At 64.4% G+C, this 17,044-nt stretch carries 15 protein-coding genes and 2 tRNA genes; 6 read left to right on the top strand and 11 right to left on the bottom strand.

All coding sequences use genetic code 11. The features are described from left to right. Nucleotides 1-4: 4 nt before the first annotated feature. The 5 genes from CXR25_RS12745 to leuC all read right to left on the bottom strand — a co-directional run bounded on the left by CXR25_RS12745 (nucleotide 5) and on the right by leuC (nucleotide 5,374). Nucleotides 5-1,018 (bottom strand): NAD(P)H-dependent glycerol-3-phosphate dehydrogenase, encoded by a 1,014-nt coding sequence (locus CXR25_RS12745; protein WP_009882477.1) that lies wholly within the window; start codon nucleotides 1,016-1,018, stop codon nucleotides 5-7. Beyond that, on the bottom strand, nucleotides 1,015-1,803 hold the full coding sequence (locus CXR25_RS12750; RefSeq protein ID WP_009882476.1) for a lysophospholipid acyltransferase family protein: 789 nt from the start codon (nucleotides 1,801-1,803) through the stop codon (nucleotides 1,015-1,017). Before CXR25_RS12750 ends, CXR25_RS12745 begins: the two co-directional genes overlap by 4 nt. Next, nucleotides 1,800-3,116, bottom strand: a complete 1,317-nt coding sequence (gene murA / locus CXR25_RS12755; protein WP_096145868.1) for a UDP-N-acetylglucosamine 1-carboxyvinyltransferase — start codon at nucleotides 3,114-3,116, stop codon at nucleotides 1,800-1,802. Before murA ends, CXR25_RS12750 begins: the two co-directional genes overlap by 4 nt. Nucleotides 3,117-3,271: 155 nt before the next feature. Next, nucleotides 3,272-3,871 (bottom strand): 3-isopropylmalate dehydratase small subunit, encoded by a 600-nt coding sequence (gene leuD, locus CXR25_RS12760; RefSeq protein ID WP_096145869.1) that lies wholly within the window; start codon nucleotides 3,869-3,871, stop codon nucleotides 3,272-3,274. A 12-nt stretch (nucleotides 3,872-3,883) separates the two neighbouring features. After that, on the bottom strand, nucleotides 3,884-5,374 hold the full coding sequence (gene leuC, locus CXR25_RS12765; RefSeq protein ID WP_009882471.1) for a 3-isopropylmalate dehydratase large subunit: 1,491 nt from the start codon (nucleotides 5,372-5,374) through the stop codon (nucleotides 3,884-3,886). Nucleotides 5,375-5,572: 198 nt separating this feature from the next. On the opposite strand from leuC, the gene CXR25_RS12770 reads away from it, so the two are divergent. The 4 genes from CXR25_RS12770 to CXR25_RS12785 all read left to right on the top strand — a co-directional run bounded on the left by CXR25_RS12770 (nucleotide 5,573) and on the right by CXR25_RS12785 (nucleotide 9,218). Then, complete coding sequence (locus CXR25_RS12770; protein ID WP_009882470.1) at nucleotides 5,573-6,289, top strand: IclR family transcriptional regulator; 717 nt, start codon at nucleotides 5,573-5,575, stop codon at nucleotides 6,287-6,289. Between the two features lie 10 nt (nucleotides 6,290-6,299). Beyond that, nucleotides 6,300-7,058 (top strand): DeoR/GlpR family DNA-binding transcription regulator, encoded by a 759-nt coding sequence (locus CXR25_RS12775; RefSeq protein ID WP_125240608.1) that lies wholly within the window; start codon nucleotides 6,300-6,302, stop codon nucleotides 7,056-7,058. 163 nt (nucleotides 7,059-7,221) lie between these two features. Beyond that, complete coding sequence (locus tag CXR25_RS12780; RefSeq protein WP_009882468.1) at nucleotides 7,222-8,919, top strand: sodium:solute symporter family protein; 1,698 nt, start codon at nucleotides 7,222-7,224, stop codon at nucleotides 8,917-8,919. 17 nt (nucleotides 8,920-8,936) lie between these two features. After that, on the top strand, nucleotides 8,937-9,218 hold the full coding sequence (locus tag CXR25_RS12785; protein WP_069600478.1) for a hypothetical protein: 282 nt from the start codon (nucleotides 8,937-8,939) through the stop codon (nucleotides 9,216-9,218). A gap of 62 nt (nucleotides 9,219-9,280) precedes the next feature. Here CXR25_RS12785 and galK read toward each other — a convergent pair whose 3' ends face one another. Beyond that, a complete protein-coding gene (gene galK / locus CXR25_RS12790; protein ID WP_125240609.1) occupies nucleotides 9,281-10,519 on the bottom strand; it encodes a galactokinase in 1,239 nt (412 codons plus the stop codon). Continuing rightward, nucleotides 10,516-11,685, bottom strand: coding sequence for a galactose-1-phosphate uridylyltransferase (gene galT, locus CXR25_RS12795; RefSeq protein WP_125240610.1), 1,170 nt, complete (start codon nucleotides 11,683-11,685; stop codon nucleotides 10,516-10,518). The genes galK and galT overlap by 4 nt, the downstream gene beginning before the upstream one ends. Before the next feature lie 179 nt (nucleotides 11,686-11,864). Between galT and CXR25_RS12800 the strand changes: the two genes are divergently transcribed. Then, complete coding sequence (locus CXR25_RS12800; protein ID WP_101583148.1) at nucleotides 11,865-12,821, top strand: aldose 1-epimerase family protein; 957 nt, start codon at nucleotides 11,865-11,867, stop codon at nucleotides 12,819-12,821. A gap of 72 nt (nucleotides 12,822-12,893) precedes the next feature. Further along, nucleotides 12,894-13,700: a DUF4282 domain-containing protein gene (locus CXR25_RS12805; protein WP_096145873.1), complete on the top strand. Its 807-nt coding sequence runs from the start codon at nucleotides 12,894-12,896 to the stop codon at nucleotides 13,698-13,700. A 159-nt stretch (nucleotides 13,701-13,859) separates the two neighbouring features. On the opposite strand, the gene CXR25_RS12810 is transcribed toward CXR25_RS12805, so the two are convergent. From CXR25_RS12810 to gltX, 4 genes are all read right to left on the bottom strand, one after another. Next, nucleotides 13,860-13,932: transfer RNA gene (locus CXR25_RS12810), tRNA-Glu, on the bottom strand. Between the two features lie 38 nt (nucleotides 13,933-13,970). After that, a tRNA-Gln gene (locus CXR25_RS12815) sits at nucleotides 13,971-14,042 on the bottom strand. 170 nt (nucleotides 14,043-14,212) lie between these two features. Continuing rightward, the gene (locus CXR25_RS12820) at nucleotides 14,213-15,553 is read right to left on the bottom strand and encodes an alpha/beta fold hydrolase (protein ID WP_125240611.1); all 1,341 of its coding nucleotides are present in this window, start codon (nucleotides 15,551-15,553) and stop codon (nucleotides 14,213-14,215) included. Between the two features lie 23 nt (nucleotides 15,554-15,576). Continuing rightward, nucleotides 15,577-17,043 (bottom strand): glutamate--tRNA ligase, encoded by a 1,467-nt coding sequence (gene gltX / locus CXR25_RS12825; RefSeq protein WP_101598558.1) that lies wholly within the window; start codon nucleotides 17,041-17,043, stop codon nucleotides 15,577-15,579. Between the last annotated feature and the right edge of the window lies 1 nt (nucleotide 17,044).

A 17,044-nucleotide genomic window follows, 5' to 3' on the forward strand; every position in this document is an offset into this window, starting at 1 on the left:
GTGCTCAGGCTGGTGGTCCCTCGTGCTTACGCTTCCGAGACAACAGCAAACCGGCGAGTTCGTCAACCCGCAGCCGTCCTCCGAGGACCGCGCACACGGCTTCCGTGATCGGCAGATCGACGGAGTACTTGCGTCCCAGGGCGAGGATGGCGGGCGCCGATTTCACTCCCTCTGCGGTCTGCGAGGTGTGAGCGATGACATCCTCCAGGCTCATCCCCTCACCGAGGTGGCGCCCGAATGTTCGGTTCCGCGACAGTGGGGAGGCACAGGTGGCGACGAGGTCGCCGAGTCCGGCCAGGCCCGACAGGGTGTGTGGCTGCGCACCCATGGCAGCGGCCAGACGTGAGGTCTCGGCCAGGCCGCGGGTGATGATCGAGGCCTTCGAGTTGTCGCCGAGCTTCTGGCCATCGGCGATGCCGACGGCCAGGGCGATGACGTTCTTGACGGCACCGCCCATCTCAACGCCGACGACGTCGGTGTTCGTATAGGGACGGAAGTACCCGTTCGCGCTGATCTCAGCGACAGCCTCGGCGGTGTCGATGCTCTCCGCGGCGACCACGGTGGCCGTCGGCTGCTGATCGGCGATCTCACGGGCCAGGTTCGGACCGGAGACGACTGCGATCTGGGTGGAGTCCACCTCGGCGACCTCGGCGATGACCTCGGACATGCGCTTGCCCGTGTCGACCTCGATGCCCTTCATCAGGCTCACGAGCTTCACCCCTGGGCGCAGATGCGGCTTCCACCGGCTCAGGTTCTCCCGCAGGGTCTGTGCGGGAACGGCGAGGATGATCACCTCGGCGTCGGTGACGGCGGCGATGTCGTCAGCGGTGGCACTCAGCAGCTCGGGCAGGACCCGGTCACCCAGGTACCGTTCATTCGTGTGTGAGGTGGTGATCTCCTCGGCGACCTCGGACCGGCGAGCCCAGAGGGTGACGGGAAATCCGGCATCGGCGACGACTGCGGCATAGGTCGTCCCCCATGATCCGGCTCCCAGCACTGCGGTCTTCTCGACGCTCATTCGCCGACCTCCTCGTTGTGGAATCTCTCGGGCAGCTCACGATTCGACAGCTCGCCGACCATCGCTGCAATGGTGTTCGTCAGGCGGTGGGTGAGCACCGTCTTGGACTTCTTCTCCTCACGGTGGGCCCACAGGTCCTCGTAGTCGATGGGGTCACCGAATCGGACCACCGAGGTGTGTCGCAGAGGTCGGAACTTGGGCACCTTCGCCCCTTGCGGGAAGATCTCCTGAAGCCCCCAGTGCGCGGCAGGGATGATCGGGGCACCGGTTTCGAGCGCGAGTCTGGCGGTGCCGGTCTTGAAGTGCTGTGGCCACAGTTCCGTGTCCTTCGTCAGCGTTCCCTCCGGATAGATGACGACGCATTCGCCCTTGGCCAGAGCCTCCTTCGCGTATTCGAGGGAGTCACCGGCCTGTGTGGAGGAGCGCAGGACCGGGATCTGGCCCAGTCCGCGGAGGACGGCGCCGAGGGCACCTGAGAACAGACCTGATTTGGCGAGGAAGTGCGGCAGGTGCCCGTTGCGCCACAGGGCGAGCCCGACGAGGATCGGGTCGAGGTGGCTGGCATGGTAAGCGGCGATGATGGCACCGGTGCCCTGCGTCTCCGGCATCCCGCGCATGCGCCGCATTCGCGGCGTCCGAGGCGGCAGGATCTCGGCATTGTCGACCTTGATCTTCGAGGTCAGCCGGTAGAGCCCATAGGCGGTCGAGGCCACGACGAAGGCGACTCGGCGCTGGGACCGGACCGCGGAGGGTTCGAAGGAGACCAGCACGTCCTCGTCACTCATGCGGCCACCTCGGCGCCGAGACCAATGAGCTTGTCGAGGAAGTTCTCGTATCCGCGGTTGATGAGTTCGATGCCGTGGACCTGGCTGGTTCCGCGTGCGGCCAGGGCCGCGATGAGGTGGCTGAACCCACCGCGCAGGTCGGGCACGTCGATACGTGTTCCCGTGAGTTCGGTGGGCCCGGAGACCACGGCCGAGTGCTGGTAGTTGCGGCGTCCGAAGCGGCAGGGTGTACCGCCGAGGCATTCGCGGTAGAGCTGGATCTGGGCACCCATCTCCCCGAGCGCGTGGGTGAAGCCGAAGCGGTTCTCGTACACGGTTTCGTGGATGATCGACAGGCCCTCGGCCTGGGTCATGGCGACGACGAGCGGTTGCTGCCAGTCGGTCATGAAGCCCGGGTGAACATCGGTCTCCAGGGCGAAGGACGTGAGCTTGCCGCCGGGGTGGCGGAAGCGGATCCCAGTCTCCTCGACCTCGAATTCACCGCCGATGCGGCGGAAGACGTTGAGGAAGGTGATGAGCTCGGGCTGGGAGGCGCCTTCGACGAAGATGTCTCCCCCGGTGGCCAGCGCGGCCGAGGCCCAGGAGGCGGTCTCATTGCGGTCGGGCAGCGCCCGGTGGATGAAGCCGCGCAGGGAGTCCACGCCTTCGATGCGCACGACCCGGTCGGTGTCGACGGTGATGATGGCGCCCATCTTCTGCAGCAGGGCGATGAGGTCCATGATCTCGGGTTCGATGGCCGCATTGCGCAGTTCGGTCACGCCTTCGGCGCGGACCGCGGTCAGCAGCACCTGCTCGGTGGCACCCACGGAGGGGAAGGGCAGTTCGACCTTCGTGCCCTGGAGGCGCCCACGGGTGGTGAGCATGATGCCGCCGGAGGTCTTGTCGACCTCGGCGCCGAACTGGCGCAGCACGTCGAGGTGGAAGTTGATGGGACGATCCCCGATGTGGCAGCCGCCCAGATCGGGAATGAACGCCTGGCCCAGGCTGTGCAGGAGGGGTCCGCAGAAGAGGATCGGGATCCGCGAGGAACCGGCGTGCGCGTCGATGTCGACGATCGATCCCTGTGCCATATCGGAGGGGTCGAGGTGCAGCTCACCGTCGGAGAGGTCTCCATCGCTGCCGGGCGTGACCCGAACCCCGTGGAGCTCGAGCAGACCGGTGACGATCTCGACGTCCCTGATCTGCGGCACCCCGCGCAGCACAGAGGGCGTCTCCCCCAGCAGCGCTGCGACCATGGCCTTGGGTACCAGGTTCTTGGCACCTCTGACCTGGACTGTTCCACCTAGCGGATTACCGCCGCGAACTTCGAGCATGTTCCTCCCTGCGTCACACTTGCACCCGGTGGGATCCGGGCGTGGCCCAGACTAGTCCGGACTCGTCCAAGACTAGCGCAGAGGACACGCGGGTCCCTTGTGGGAAGGCTCTCAGACCGTCGCGTCGGACGATTCGAACCTTCGCACGGGGTGGGTCAGACCTTTGCGGGCAGGGTCGTCGGCTTGAAAGTCGCCCGCTTGGACTCGAAATCGGAGATCTCGGATTCCTTGGCCAGCGTCAGGCTGATGTCGTCATGGCCTTCGAGCAGGCGCCAGCGTGTGTAGTCATCGATCTGGAAGGTCACGGTGACCGAATCACAGGTCACGGTCTTCTCGTTGAGGTCGACGGTGATCGGGGTGCCCGGGTGGTTCTCCAGGATCTTCCAGATCAGTTCGATGTCGGCCTGGTCGAGCTGAGCGGCCAGGAGTCCCTCTTTGCCGGAGTTGCCGCGGAAGATGTCGCCGAAGCGCGAGGAGAGGACGACGCGGAAACCGTAGTCCTTGAGCGCCCACACGGCGTGCTCACGCGAGGAGCCCGTGCCGAAGTCGGGTCCGGCTACGAGGACGGAGCCCTTCGAGAAGTCCGGATCGTTGAGGACGAATTCGTCGTTCGTGCGCCAGCGGTAGAACAGGGCGTCTTCGAAGCCGGTGCGGGTGACCCGCTTGAGGAACTTCGCCGGGATGATCTGGTCGGTGTCGATGTTGGCGCGGCGCAGCGGGACGCCGATTCCGGTATGTGTGCTGAAAGCTTCCATCAGTCGGTCTCCTTACGCGTTCGCCGAGGTGGGGGTGGGTGTCAGTGTCAAGGTGGGCTTATCGTCCGTCCACGCCACCGGTTCGGCGTCGCGGGGCAGATCCTTGACGTCACCGGGTGAGGACAGCGTTCCGCGCACGGCGGTGGCCGCTGCCACGAGCGGGGACACGAGGTGGGTGCGTCCGCCCTTGCCCTGGCGGCCCTCGAAGTTGCGGTTCGAGGTCGAGGCGCAGCGTTCACCGTCGGCCAGCTGGTCCGGGTTCATGCCCAGGCACATCGAGCAGCCGGCGAAGCGCCATTCTCCTCCGAAGTCCTTGAAGATCGTATCGAGGCCCTCGTCCTCGGCCTGGAGGCGAACCTTGGCGGAACCGGGAACGACCATGAAGCGGATGTTCTCGGCCTTCTTCCGGCCGCGCACCACCTCGGCGGCGGCACGCAGGTCCTCGATGCGAGAGTTCGTGCAGGAACCGAGGAACACGGTGTCCACCTCGATCTCGCGCAGCGGGGTGCCCGGTGTCAGGCCCATGTAGGCCAGAGCGTTGGCGGCCGAGGCCTTGTCGTTCTCGTCGGCGAAATCATCGGGTGAGGGCACCGAGGCAGACAGTGGCAGTCCCTGGCCGGGGTTGGTTCCCCAGGTCACGAACGGTTCGATGTCCTTGGCCTCGAGGACGACCTCATGGTCGAAGGTGGCGCCCTCGTCGGTGTACAGGGTCTTCCAGTATTCGACCGCCGCATCCCAGTCCTCGCCCTCGGGTGCGTGCGGACGGCCCTTGACGTACTCGAAGGTCGTCTCATCGGGGGCGACCATGCCGGCACGGGCACCGGCCTCGATCGACATGTTGCAGATGGTCATCCGTGCTTCCATCGACAGCGCCCGGATCGCCGAGCCGCGGTACTCGAGCACGTAGCCCTGTCCACCGCCGGTGCCGATCTTCGCGATGATGGCGAGGATGATGTCCTTCGCACTCGAGCCTTCGGGCAGTTCCCCGTCGACCGTGATCGACATCGTCTTGAACGCCTTGAGACTCAGCGTCTGGGTGGCCAGCACATGCTCGACCTCGGAGGTGCCGATACCCAGGGCGAGGGCACCGAAGGCGCCGTGGGTGGAGGTGTGGGAGTCGCCGCAGACGACGGTGGTGCCCGGCTGGGTCAGGCCCAGCTGTGGGCCGACGACGTGGACGATGCCCTGATCGGCATCACCGAGGCTGTGCAGGCGGATCCCGAATTCCTTCGTGTTCTTGCGCAGGGTCTCGATCTGCGTGGCGGAGGTGGGTTCGGCGATGGGCTTGTCGATGTCCCAGGTCGGAGTGTTGTGGTCCTCCGTGGCGATCGTCAGGTCGGGGCGGCGCACAGGGCGCCCGGCGAGTCGGAGTCCGTCGAATGCCTGCGGGCTGGTGACCTCATGGACGAGGTGGAGGTCGATGTAGATGAGGTCGGGCGCACCGTCTTCGCCCAGGGATACGACGTGATCGGCCCAGACCTTCTCGGCCAGAGTGCGTGGCATGATTCCTCCCGCCAATACAGGGATTGCCTGTACGTGCTTACAGCTGCGACGTCCGCGATTTCGCGGCGTCTGTGACATTCGACATGGTGACTCGGCGAGTGCGCAAGGCGGTCTCAACGAGTGTGTACAGGAAACCTACTCGTCCGTATCGCATTTCGAACTTGCATCTCGCCCACTGAGACGCGCACAATAGTGTCTATGACAAGCAATGGTAGCGGCGTCGGAGTCATCGACAAGGCCGCAATGGTTCTCTCCGCCCTCGAGGCCGGACCCGCTTCACTGGCCGAACTGGTCTCACTGACCGGACTCGCCCGACCCACTGCCCACCGCCTGGCTGTTGCGCTCGAATTCCATCGCATCGTCGGTCGTGATCTGCAGGGCCGCTTCGTCCTCGGCCCACGCCTGGCTGAACTGTCCTCCGCTGCCGGTGAAGATCGCCTGCTCGCCGCGGCCGGACCGGTGCTCGGCCAGCTGCGTGACCAGACCGGCGAGTCCGCACAGCTGTTCCGCCGCCAGGGCGACCTGCGCCTGTGCGTGGCTGCCGCAGAACGCCCCGTGGGACTGCGCGACTCGGTGCCGATCGGTGCCACTCTGAGCATGCGCGCCGGTTCCGCCGCCCAGGTCCTCCTAGCTTGGGAGGAGCCCGACCGTCTGCACACCGGCCTGCGCGGCGCCCGCTTCTCCGCCACCATGCTCTCCGGTGTCCGTCGCCGAGGCTGGGCCCAGTCGATAGCCGAACGCGAACGTGGCGTCGCCTCGGTCTCCGCCCCCGTGCGCGGACCCAGCAATCGCGTCGTGGCCGCCGTGTCGATCTCCGGCCCCGTTGACCGCCTGACACGTCAGCCCGGACGCCTGCACGCGAAATCCATCATCGAAGCGGCTCGAACCTTGAGCGAAGCTCTCATCAGAGGCTGAGGACGACACCATGATCGCTGCCCAACGACGCAATGTGATCATCGAGACGATCGAACGCGACGGCGCGGTGTCCATCTCAGCTCTCTCTGAACGGCTGGAGACTTCGGCCGTGACGATCCGGCGCGATCTCGATCAGCTCGCCGACGAAGGCCGCCTGACCCGCACCCATGGAGGGGCAGTCCCCTTTTCCAGCGCGCGCGAGTCGAGCTATGCAGAGAAGCTCGAGCAGGCCCTGGCCGAGAAGTCGGCGATCGCCCGTGCCGCGGCCAAGCATGTTCGCACCGGTGACGTGGTCGCCCTGGGGCCCGGCACCACGACCGAACTCCTGGCCAAGGAACTCAGCGGACGCTCGGGCATCCGCATCGTGACCAACTCCCTCCTCGTCGCCGAGGCTATGGTCTCCTCCCCCGATATCGAAGTCATCGTCGTCGGCGGAATCCTGCGACATTCGATCCGCGCCTTCGTCGGCGGAGGAACGGTCTCACAGCTGCTTGGCCTTAGGGCCGACACCGTCTTCCTCTCCGGCAATGGTCTGGCAGCGGACTTCGGCCTCTCCACTCCAGCCTTCCCCGTGGCCGACACCGACCGCGCCATGGCCACAGGCGCCGGGCAGGTCACCGCCCTCGTCGACCACACGAAGGTCGGGCTGCGCTCGTCCGTGCTCACTGTTCCGACAGAGGAGATTCACCACCTCATCACCGACTCGGACAGCAATCCCGGTGAACTCGACGCACTGCGCGAGGCCGGGGTCAACGTCGAAGTTGCGTGACACGCCGAGAATAGAACCAAATTCCCCGCCAAACAGCGACCGATCATAAACAATCAAAACTTTTCATGTTCGATCACTGGTGATCGGACGATCCGTCCTCTAAAGTATCGGTTTGAGGTGGCTTAACCACAAGGAGCCATTCACCGAAGACGTTGGAGGAACCTTGGAAGACATCCGTCTGGACGCCCAGTGGATCGACTATCTGCTGATCGCGATCTACTTCGTATTCGTCCTTGGAATCGGCTGGTTCGCCAAGCGCGGCATCTCCTCGAGCATCGAGTTCCTGCTCTCCGGACGCAGCCTTCCCGCATGGGTGACGGCATTGGCCTTCGTCTCGGCCAACCTCGGTGCAGTGGAGATCATGGGCATGTCGGCCACCGGCGCGCAGTACGGCATGCCGACGATGCACTACTTCTGGATCGGTGCCGTCCCGGCGATGCTCTTCCTCGGTGTCGTCATGATGCCGTTCTACTACGGCTCGAAGGTCAGATCCGTTCCGGAGTTCATGCGCAGGCGCTTCGGCACCGGCGCCCACCTCGTCAACGCGCTGTCCTTCGCCGTCGCTCAGATCCTCATCGCCGGCGTCAATCTCTTCCTGCTCGGCACGATCGTCAATCGACTCCTCGGCTGGCCATTGTGGATCGCCCTGGTCGTCGCCGCCGCCATCGTCCTGTCCTACATCACGCTCGGCGGGCTGACCGCCGCCATCTACAACGAGGTGCTGCAGTTCTTCGTCATCGTCGCAGCCCTGCTGCCGCTGACGATCATCGGCCTCAACCGCGTGGGCGGCTGGGACGGCCTCGTGGCGAAGGTCAGCAATGACGGCATGCTCGGCGCCGAGCAACTCAGCAGTTGGCCAGGCGAGCAGCTCTCCGGGTTCTCCAACCCGGTGCTCTCTGTGGTCGGGATCGTCTTCGGGCTCGGCTTCGTGCTCTCCTTCGGCTACTGGACGACGAACTTCGTCGAAGTCCAGCGAGCGATGGCCTCAAAGAGCATCAACGCCGCACGACTGACTCCGATCCTCGGCGCCTTCCCGAAGATGCTCATCCCGTTCATCGTCATCATCCCGGGAATGATCGCGGCAGTCCTCGTGACCCAGCTGACCAAGTTCAAACAGATCGCATCCAGCGTCGACGAGGCGACCGCTCAGGCCCAAACCGGAGTGACCTACAACGATGCGCTCCTGCTGCTCATGCGCGAGGTCCTGCCCAACGGCCTCCTCGGCGTGGCGATCGCCGGCCTGCTCGCCGCGTTCATGGCCGGAATGGCTGCCAACATCTCCGCGTTCAACACGGTCTTCAGCTACGACCTGTGGCAGCAGTACGTGGTCAAGGACAGGGAGGATTCCTACTACCTCAAGGTCGGCCGCTACGCCACAATCGGCGCCTGCATCGTCGCGATCTTCACCGCCCTCATCGCCGGCAACTTCGCCAACCTCATGGACTATCTGCAGACACTGTTCGGCTTCTTCAATGCGCCGCTGTTCGCCACCTTCATCCTCGGTATGTTCTGGAAGCGCATGAGCCCCACCGCCGGCTGGGTCGGTCTGGTCGGCGGCACCCTTTCCGCCGTCGCCGTCTTCATCCTCAGCGAGACCGGCGTATTCGACCTGCCCGGCCAGGGTGCGGCGTTCCTCGCCGCCAGCACGGCCTTCGTCGTCGACATCGTCCTCTCGGTGATCGTGACCTTCAGGACCACACCGAAGCCCGCGAGTGAACTGCGAGGGCTCGTCTATTCGGAGACCCCGAAGACCGACTTCGAAGACCTGAACGAACCGAAGCCCCCGATCTGGAAACGCCCGGTGCCTGTTGCAGGCGTGGCACTGGTCCTCGTCATCATCCTCAACGTGGCCTTCGGCTGAAGGAGCAAGAGAGAACAATGAGCAAAGCAAACGAACTGACCAAAACCGCAGGTGCCTTCGACATCCGCAACTTCATCGGAGTGCTGCTGGGCATCTTCGGGATCATCCTCACCATCGCCGGCGTCGTCGGCTACACCCCCGACGAGGCTGAGCGGACCGGCGGAATCGATGCCAACCTCTGGACCGGAATCGGCCTCATCCTCACCGCGGCATTCTTCCTCATCTGGGCCAAGCTGCGCCCGATTCGGATCATCGCCGATGACGCGGCTGAGGTGGTCGACACGGATCCCCGCGACTAGCGCGACCGTGCCTAGCCTGACCGTGCTCTGCGCGAGTGCGGCACTGGCCGAACGGAGGCCGATCAGTCGACACGGCCGGCGCCTGGCCCCGGGCCGACGGCGAAGATATCGGGCGCTCGGAAACCGCGGTCGGAGAATTCGGCCACGACAGCCTCGGCGATCATCTCAACGTTCTCCGTATCGACCAGCGCGATCGCCGATCCGCCGAAGCCACCGCCGATCATCCTGGCACCGAGCGCTCCCGCTGACATCGCTGCGCTGACTGCAGCATCGAGTTCGACGCAGGAGACCTCGTAGTCATGGGCCAAGGAATCGTGAGAGGCAAGCAGGAGTTCACCGATTCCGCGGATGCTGCAACCCTCCCTGCCTTCACCCTCCAGGAGTTCGACAGTGGATGTGACCCGGGCATTCTCGCTGAAGACGTGCCGCACTCGCTTCCGCTGCACCTCGGTGAGAGGGCCGAGGTCGACGGTTTCGTCGAGTTCGCGCAGACTCTGTGCTCCGAGGAGTCCGGCGGCCTCCTCGCACGTGCGTCGCCGGTCGCCGTAGCCGCTCTCGCTGTGGGAGTGGGACACCCGGGTGTCGATGACAAGCAGTCGCAGCCCCTCGGCGTCGAGGCTGAAGGGAATCTGTCGAGCTCGCAGGTCGCGGCAGTCGAGGAAGAGTGCGTGCCCGGCCTCGGTCATGATTGAGGCGGCCTGATCGACGATTCCTGTCGGAGCACCGACGAAGTTGTTCTCGGCGCGCTGGGTCAGCAGCACCTTCTCTCGGTCGTCGAGATCGAGCCCGTAGGCCGCGTCGAGAGCGATGAGGACCGCCACCTCGAGTGCATGAGAAGAAGACAGTCCTGCACCGACTGGCACAGTCGATTCGATATAGAGGTCGATGCCGCCGACAACCGTGCCCGTCGTCTTGGCGATCTCATCGACGACTCCCGCTGGGTGGTTGAGCCACGCTGGAAGAACTCCTGGCACGAGGTCCTCGGCGATGAACTGGCCTGCGAGTCGCTGGCCCCGGTCGTCTCGATGGTCGGAGACGATGCGGATGCTCTTCTCTTGGGCCGGCGGTGCCGCGGTTCCACTGCCGTTGGCGTCCGCACGGCTTCCAGGGCGCCGTCCGATGGCCACGTGCACAGCCCGGTCAATAGCTATGGGCAGGACGAATCCGTCGTTGTAGTCGGTGTGCTCGCCGATGAGGTTGACGCGTCCTGGAGCACGAAAGCAGTCGAGCGGCTGATAGCCGAAGATCGTTTCGAACTCGGCACGCAGGCTCTGCCCGACAGAAGTGTCAGTCGCGTTCATCGGTGACCGTCCTCGTTCGTCGGTTCTGCCGCCGGCATCGAGTCTGCCGACCGCGGTTGCACGTTGCGCAACCTTGCTGCGGTCTCCTCGGCGGAGACGTCGCCGACGAAGGCGCCCATGGCCGCTTCGGACCCGGCGAGGAACTTCAGTTTATTCTCGGCACGCCTGGGGCTGGTGATCTCCAGATGCAGCCACTCTGCCGCGCGGTCCTCACAGTTGACCGGTGCCTGATGCCAGGCCGCGATGTAGGGAGTCGGCGTGGAGTACAGGCCGTCGATCCTTCGCAGCGTCTCTGGGTAGATGCGAGCGAGGTCCTCGCGTTCGGTCTCGTCGAGTTCGTCGATGCTCAGCACCTGCCGATGCGGGACGATATGGACTTCGACCGGCCATCGAGCCGCATAGGGTACGAAGGCAGAGAAATGGGCGGATTCGAGAACCATCCGCTCACCGGATCGGCGCTCGAAGGCGAGGATGTCGGCCATCAGTGCTCGGCCCGTCTCACGTCTGTGCTGGACCGCCCTGGCCGAGGTGACCTTGGTGTGTGGAGTGACATAGGGATAAGCGTAGATCTGACCGTGTGGATGATTCATCGTCACGCCGATCTCCTCGCCCCGATTTTCGAATACGAAGACCTGCTCGATCCCTGCGCAGGAGGCGAGCTCACGCGTCCGATTCGCCCAGGCGTCGATGACTGTGCGGGCTCTCGCCGTGTCGAGGTCGGCAAACGATCCGTTGTGCTCGGATGAGAAGACGACGACCTCACAGCGTCCATAGGCCGGTGCGGTCAGGGCGGACTCTGCGGCCACCTCGGCGAAGTTATGGCTCGGATCGGCACTGACAGCACCGATTCCAGGACCCAGCGACGGGAAACGATTCTCGAAGACCACGACCTCGTAGTCAGCGGCCGGGATCTCCGTTGGTCGCCCCGGTGCCGACGGGCAGAGGGGGCATTCGGCGGCAACGGGAAGATGAGTGCGCGACTGGCGATGCGTGGCCACGGCCACCCACTCTCCGGTGAGCAGGTCGAAGCGCAGCTGGCCGCCACTGGGACGCGGCTCCGCGGAGCGCTGGTCCTCGGCTAAGGGCACGACAGGCGAATCGGTGTCGTGGAAGAACAGGATCTCTCGGCCGTCGGCAAGGGTGTTCCTGCTGATCTGCGTGCTCAACGCGGACCTGTGAGCTCACCGCTGAAACGGTGGATCTGAGAAATGCAACGCTGGCTCATCAACCCTCCAAAACCGATCATTTTCGATCATAATGCTAACATCTGGTCGGTGGAGAACACAGTTCTGCCGTAGAATTCTGGGACACCAGAACATTCGCACACAAATTGCGCAGGAGTCGCATGACCGGTTCCATCGAGCTCACTCAGGGCAACGACAGCGCGGTCGTGTCCACACGCGGTGCGGCTCTGCTTCACTACACCGTCGGCAATCGTCCTGTCGTCGTTGAGATGTCCGCCTTCGACGGCGCCGTGCTGGCACCGTGGCCGAACCGGATTGCCGATGGGCGCTATGACTTCAACGGCGTCTCCCACCAGCTGCCCATCACCGAAGCCACCCGCAGCACCGCCCTGCATGGCCTCGTGGCCGACGTCGACTGGACGGTGTCCGAACGCGATGCCGATTCGGTGACACTGAGCACCGAGATCTCCGACGTGCCGGGATACCCCTTCGCGATGTCCCTCGAGGTGACGTACTCCCTCATCGGCCATGACGACGAGGGCGAAGATGCTGGACGCGGTGAACTGCGGGTGAGAACACTGGCACGCAACATCGGGCAGGAGCCGGCTCCCTTCGGACTCGGCTTTCATCCCTGGATCCACCCCGGCGCGGAACAGGTCGATGAGGCTCAGCTGCTCATTTCCGCCGACACCTGGCTCGAGACCGATGACAGACTCATCCCCCATACGGTCCGACCCTTCGACACTGGAACGTTCATCCCCGCCGATCATGGGCCCGATGAGACGAGCTGCCTCCTCTGCAAAGATTTCCGCGCACTGCGCTCTCTGGGCCATGGTGTGCTCGATGATGCCTTCGGCACACCTCAACGCGATGACCACGGGTGGTCGTGGGTGCGGTTGAAGGGTGCCGACGACAGGACGGTCGTCATCGGAATGGACGATCATTTCCGGTCCTGGCAGATCTGCACCGGCGACGAACTCGGCTCGGAGCTTCGGCGCACCGCGATCGCGATCGAACCGATGACGTGTCCACCGAATGCCTTCGCCACCGGCTCGGACTACGACGTCATCGACCCACAAGGTGAACTCACGGTGGAATGGAGCATTGCTCTGCGTTAAGAGTTCCGGGTGCAAAGTCATCTTGCCCTGATACGTTGCGACTATCGGCTCCAACACGTACGAAGGAAGATAATGTCGACACCACAGAACCCGTACTCCGGTTCGGACGCAGAGAACAACCAGAACATCCAGAACGACCAGGTCGATCCCGATTCGAATCAGGTCAGCCCTGTGTCGGACGAAACCGGCCCTGATTCGAGCGCTGCTGGCACAGAATTCGGGCAGGCCGAGCAGTACAGGCAGGCCGAGCAGTACAACGATCAGCAGAGTCAGTTCGCCCAGCCGAATATGCAGGGTCAGCAGAACCAGTACAACCAGTACGATCAGGGCGCTCAGTACAACCAGGGCGGTCAGTACAACCAAGGCGGTCAGTACGGTCCTCAGAATCAGTACGGACAGTTCGAACAGCCCAGCCAGCAGGGCCAGCACCCTCAGGGCGCCGACTACGCCGCGTATGGCCAGGGCAATTACGCCGGTTCTCAGCACGCCCCGGTAGGCAACTTCCAACAGCCTGCAGCGCAGCAGAAGGCTGGTGGCAGCGGCGGCTTCTTCAAGTCGCTCTTCGACTTCCGCTTCGACAACTTCATCGCCGTTCGCTGGGCGGGATTCATCTACATCATCGCCATCGTGGTGGGCGCGCTGTCGTGGCTGGGATCCATCATCGGCGGAATCGTCACAGGTGCAGCTGCGGGCAGCGCATCCGCCTACTTCGGCGAGGCTCCGAGCTTCAGCCCATGGCCGCTGCTGCTGGCGATCATCTTCGGTTGGATCATCCCAGCCCTCTGGGTGATCTTCGTCCGCCTGGGCCTCGAGCTCATCGTGGCCAACGTCAAGACCGCTGAGAACACGAAGCACATCGCGGACTCGCTCAGGCGCTGAATCGCTTCGGTATTCGCTCTGAGGCTCAGGGATCGGCTACGCAGTCGAGCTCTGAGGCTCAGACAAACTCTGCGGCTCGGAAGAGCCGAGGCAACCGCAGAAAAAGGCCCGTGAATTAGAGCGAGCCCCACACCGATTCCTCGATGCGGGACTCAACCGTACCCCCGAGCAGGTTCGAACTGCCGTTTCCGCCTTGAGAGGGCAGCGTCCTAGGCCACTAGACGACGGGGGCCAATAAACAGCTCAGAGTCATACTCCCGATGCTGTTCGCTGGGGTACCAGGACTTGAACCTAGACTAAATGTACCAGAAACACTCGTGCTGCCAATTACACCATACCCCAATGTTATTCAGGCTCACTCCCGAAGGAATTTCCCTGAGCAACGAGATATAACTCTACACAAACCCCCCGCCCGACTCCAAATCATCGGGCCCCTTTTTCAGTGTGACCTTCTTAACATCTACCTGCGGGCCACACTTCAGGCCGCCCTGTCGCCTGCGCTCGCGCGCCACTCACCCGCGAGCGAGTGAGATGAGGCGATCAAGAACCCGGTAGCCGTCGGCACGCAGTCCGTTGTGCTCGTATTCGTTGGTCACCCAAGGCTTGACCCCGCCGAGGAGCTCGGCCGTGGCCAGCGAGAGCTCGGCTGGGACATACGCATCCTCGAAGTACACCGCCGCGCCGCCGCGCACCTCAGCAGCTCGCAGAGCGTCTACGTCGTAGAGCCTGGGCCACTCGCGCTTCGCCACGAGCTCGGCCACCTCGGCGAAGGGAGCGAGCTCGGGATCCTCGGTCAGGGACTCCGGTCCGGCATGCTCGCCGGCCAACAGCGTCGGGTCAGCCTGGACATCGTCAGGCATCGCCCGCCGAGCCGCCCACTCGGTGACGCCGCCGTCGGCCCAGCAGGACTCGTGGATGATCGCGTAGAGCGGATTGCGTCCGGAGAACGGCAGTGCCGCCGCCAGATCATGACGGAATGCCGCCGAGGTTAGATCCTGGTCGAGCAGATAATGCAGCTTCTCCGGTCCATCGGAGGCCCCGAGGAAGTGTCCGAGCAGACGGATGCGCTCCTTGGTCGCGCGGGCTCCGCCGGGCAGAGCAATGCCGTCATCGGAATCAGCTAAGTCGATGAGGTGCGACAGCTTCTCCCGGTCGCCGGGGAAGGCACGGTAGTACTGCTCCGACTTGCGCTTCATCCCCTCCCAGGTTCTCGCGTACACGGTGACCGGATCGGTGTCGACCGCCGGCAGACCGCCGGTGAAGTAGACCTCATCGAACGATTTCGAGTGTGCGGAGACATAGCGCAGAGCGGTGAAGCCGCCGAACGACTGACCCAGCAGCGACCAGGTGTCCACACCGAGTGCCTCACGCAGGATCTCAGCGTCCTCGACGATCGAGTCGGCTCGATAGTGACTGAGCGCCTCGGCGATGTCCGCGGGATCGTCTCCGACTGCGTCGAGGCCGGTGATCCGACCCTCGACGGAGCCGATGGGACTCGACTTCCCGGTGCCGCGCTGGTCGAACATGACGACCTGGAACTCTTCGAGCGCACGGGCCAGCCACGTGGACCCGCCGACTGGCGTCGTCGGTCGAGGTGCCTCGTTGCCCGGACCACCCTGGAGGAAGACCAGGTAGGGCTTCTGGCTGTCCGCCTCAGTGGCGACGATCCGCGCGAAGATCTCGATGCTTGAGGGCCCCTGCGGCTTGTCCGAGACCGGTGCCGCCAACGAGGCTGCTGCGGACTTCGCCGCTCCCCCACCGAAGTGGTCGAAGGGAGCCTCGAAGGTCACGTCCTTCAGGTGCAGTCCCCCACGCGTCCAGCTCGACTGCTGCAGACCCTCCGCTTGGCTCACTCCCTTCGACTGGTTCCCACTTGTCACAGTGAGGCCGCCAGGGCACGCAGTCGCGTAAGGGAGGAGTCCTTTCCGAGGATCTCCATGGACTCGAACAGCGGTGGTGAGACCTTGCGTCCGGACACAGCCACGCGCAGCGGACCGAAGGCCAGTCGCGGTTTGATCTCCATCTCGTCGACGAGCTTGGCCTGGAGCACACTGTGCAGCGTGTCCGTAGTCCAGTCGTCGGTGGCTTCGAGGACCTCGATAGAGGCGGCCAGCACCTCGGGTGCCGAATCCTTGAGCGTCTTCAGTCCGTCCTCGGCCATGGTCAGCTCGGAGTCGGGAGTGAACAGGAACGCGAGCAGGTCCGGTACCTCGGCGAGGAGGTTCATCCTCGTCTGCACGAGGGGTGCGGCCTGGTTGAGGATCTCCAGCTGAGCATCCGATGGCTTCTCGGGAAGCACCTCGGCGGCCTGGAGATAGGGCACCAGACGGTCGCGGAAGTCATCGGCCTCGAGGAGGCGGATGTGGTCGGCGTTGATGGCCGTGGCCTTCTTCACGTCGAAGCGGGCCGGGTTGGGCAGGACGTCGTGGATGTCGAAGGCCTCGACGAACTCCTTGACGCTGAACACGTCACGGTCGGGGCCGATCGACCAGCCGAGCAGGCCGAGGTAATTGATCATGCCTTCGGGGATGAAGCCGTTGTCGCGGTGGAGGAACAGGTTCGACTGCGGATCGCGCTTGGACAGCTTCTTGTTGCCGTCACCCATGACGTAGGGCAGGTGACCGAACTCGGGGGTCGCCTCGGCGATGCCGATGTCCTTGAGTGCTTCGTAGAGCACGACCTGGCGCGGTGTCGAGGACAGCAGGTCCTCGCCGCGCAGCACATGGGTGATGCCCATGAGCGCGTCGTCGACGGGGTTGACCAGGGTGTACAGCGGTTGCCCGTTCGCGCGGACGACGACGTAGTCGGGAATGGTGCCGGCGCGGAAGGTGATCTCACCGCGCACGAGGTCGGTGAAGGTGACGTCCTCGGCGGGCATGCGCACACGCCACACGGGTTCGCGGCCCTCGGCCTTGAAGCCGGCGATCTGTTCGGACGTGAGGTCGCGGTCGTAGCCGTCGTAGCCGAGCTTGGGGTCACGTCCCGCAGCCTTGTGGCGAGCTTCGACCTCTTCGTTCGTGGAGTAGGACTCGTAGATGTGACCGGCGGCCTTGAGCTTCTCGATGACGCCCTGGTAGATCTCGCCGCGCTGGGACTGACGGTAGGGTCCGTCAGGTCCGCCGACATCGATGCCTTCGTCCCAGTCGAGGCCGAGCCACTTCATGGCCTCGACGACCTGGCCGAAGCTCTCCTCGGAGTCACGTGCGGCGTCGGTGTCCTCGATGCGGAACACGAACTTTCCGCCGGTGTGCTTCGCATAGGCCCAGTTGAACAGGGCGGTGCGGACCATGCCGACGTGCGGGGTGCCGGTGGGTGATGGGCAGAAACGAACTTTGACGCTCACG

Origin of the sequence: Brevibacterium aurantiacum, from assembly GCF_003932995.1 — a bacterium.
Taxonomy (GTDB): domain Bacteria; phylum Actinomycetota; class Actinomycetes; order Actinomycetales; family Brevibacteriaceae; genus Brevibacterium; species Brevibacterium aurantiacum.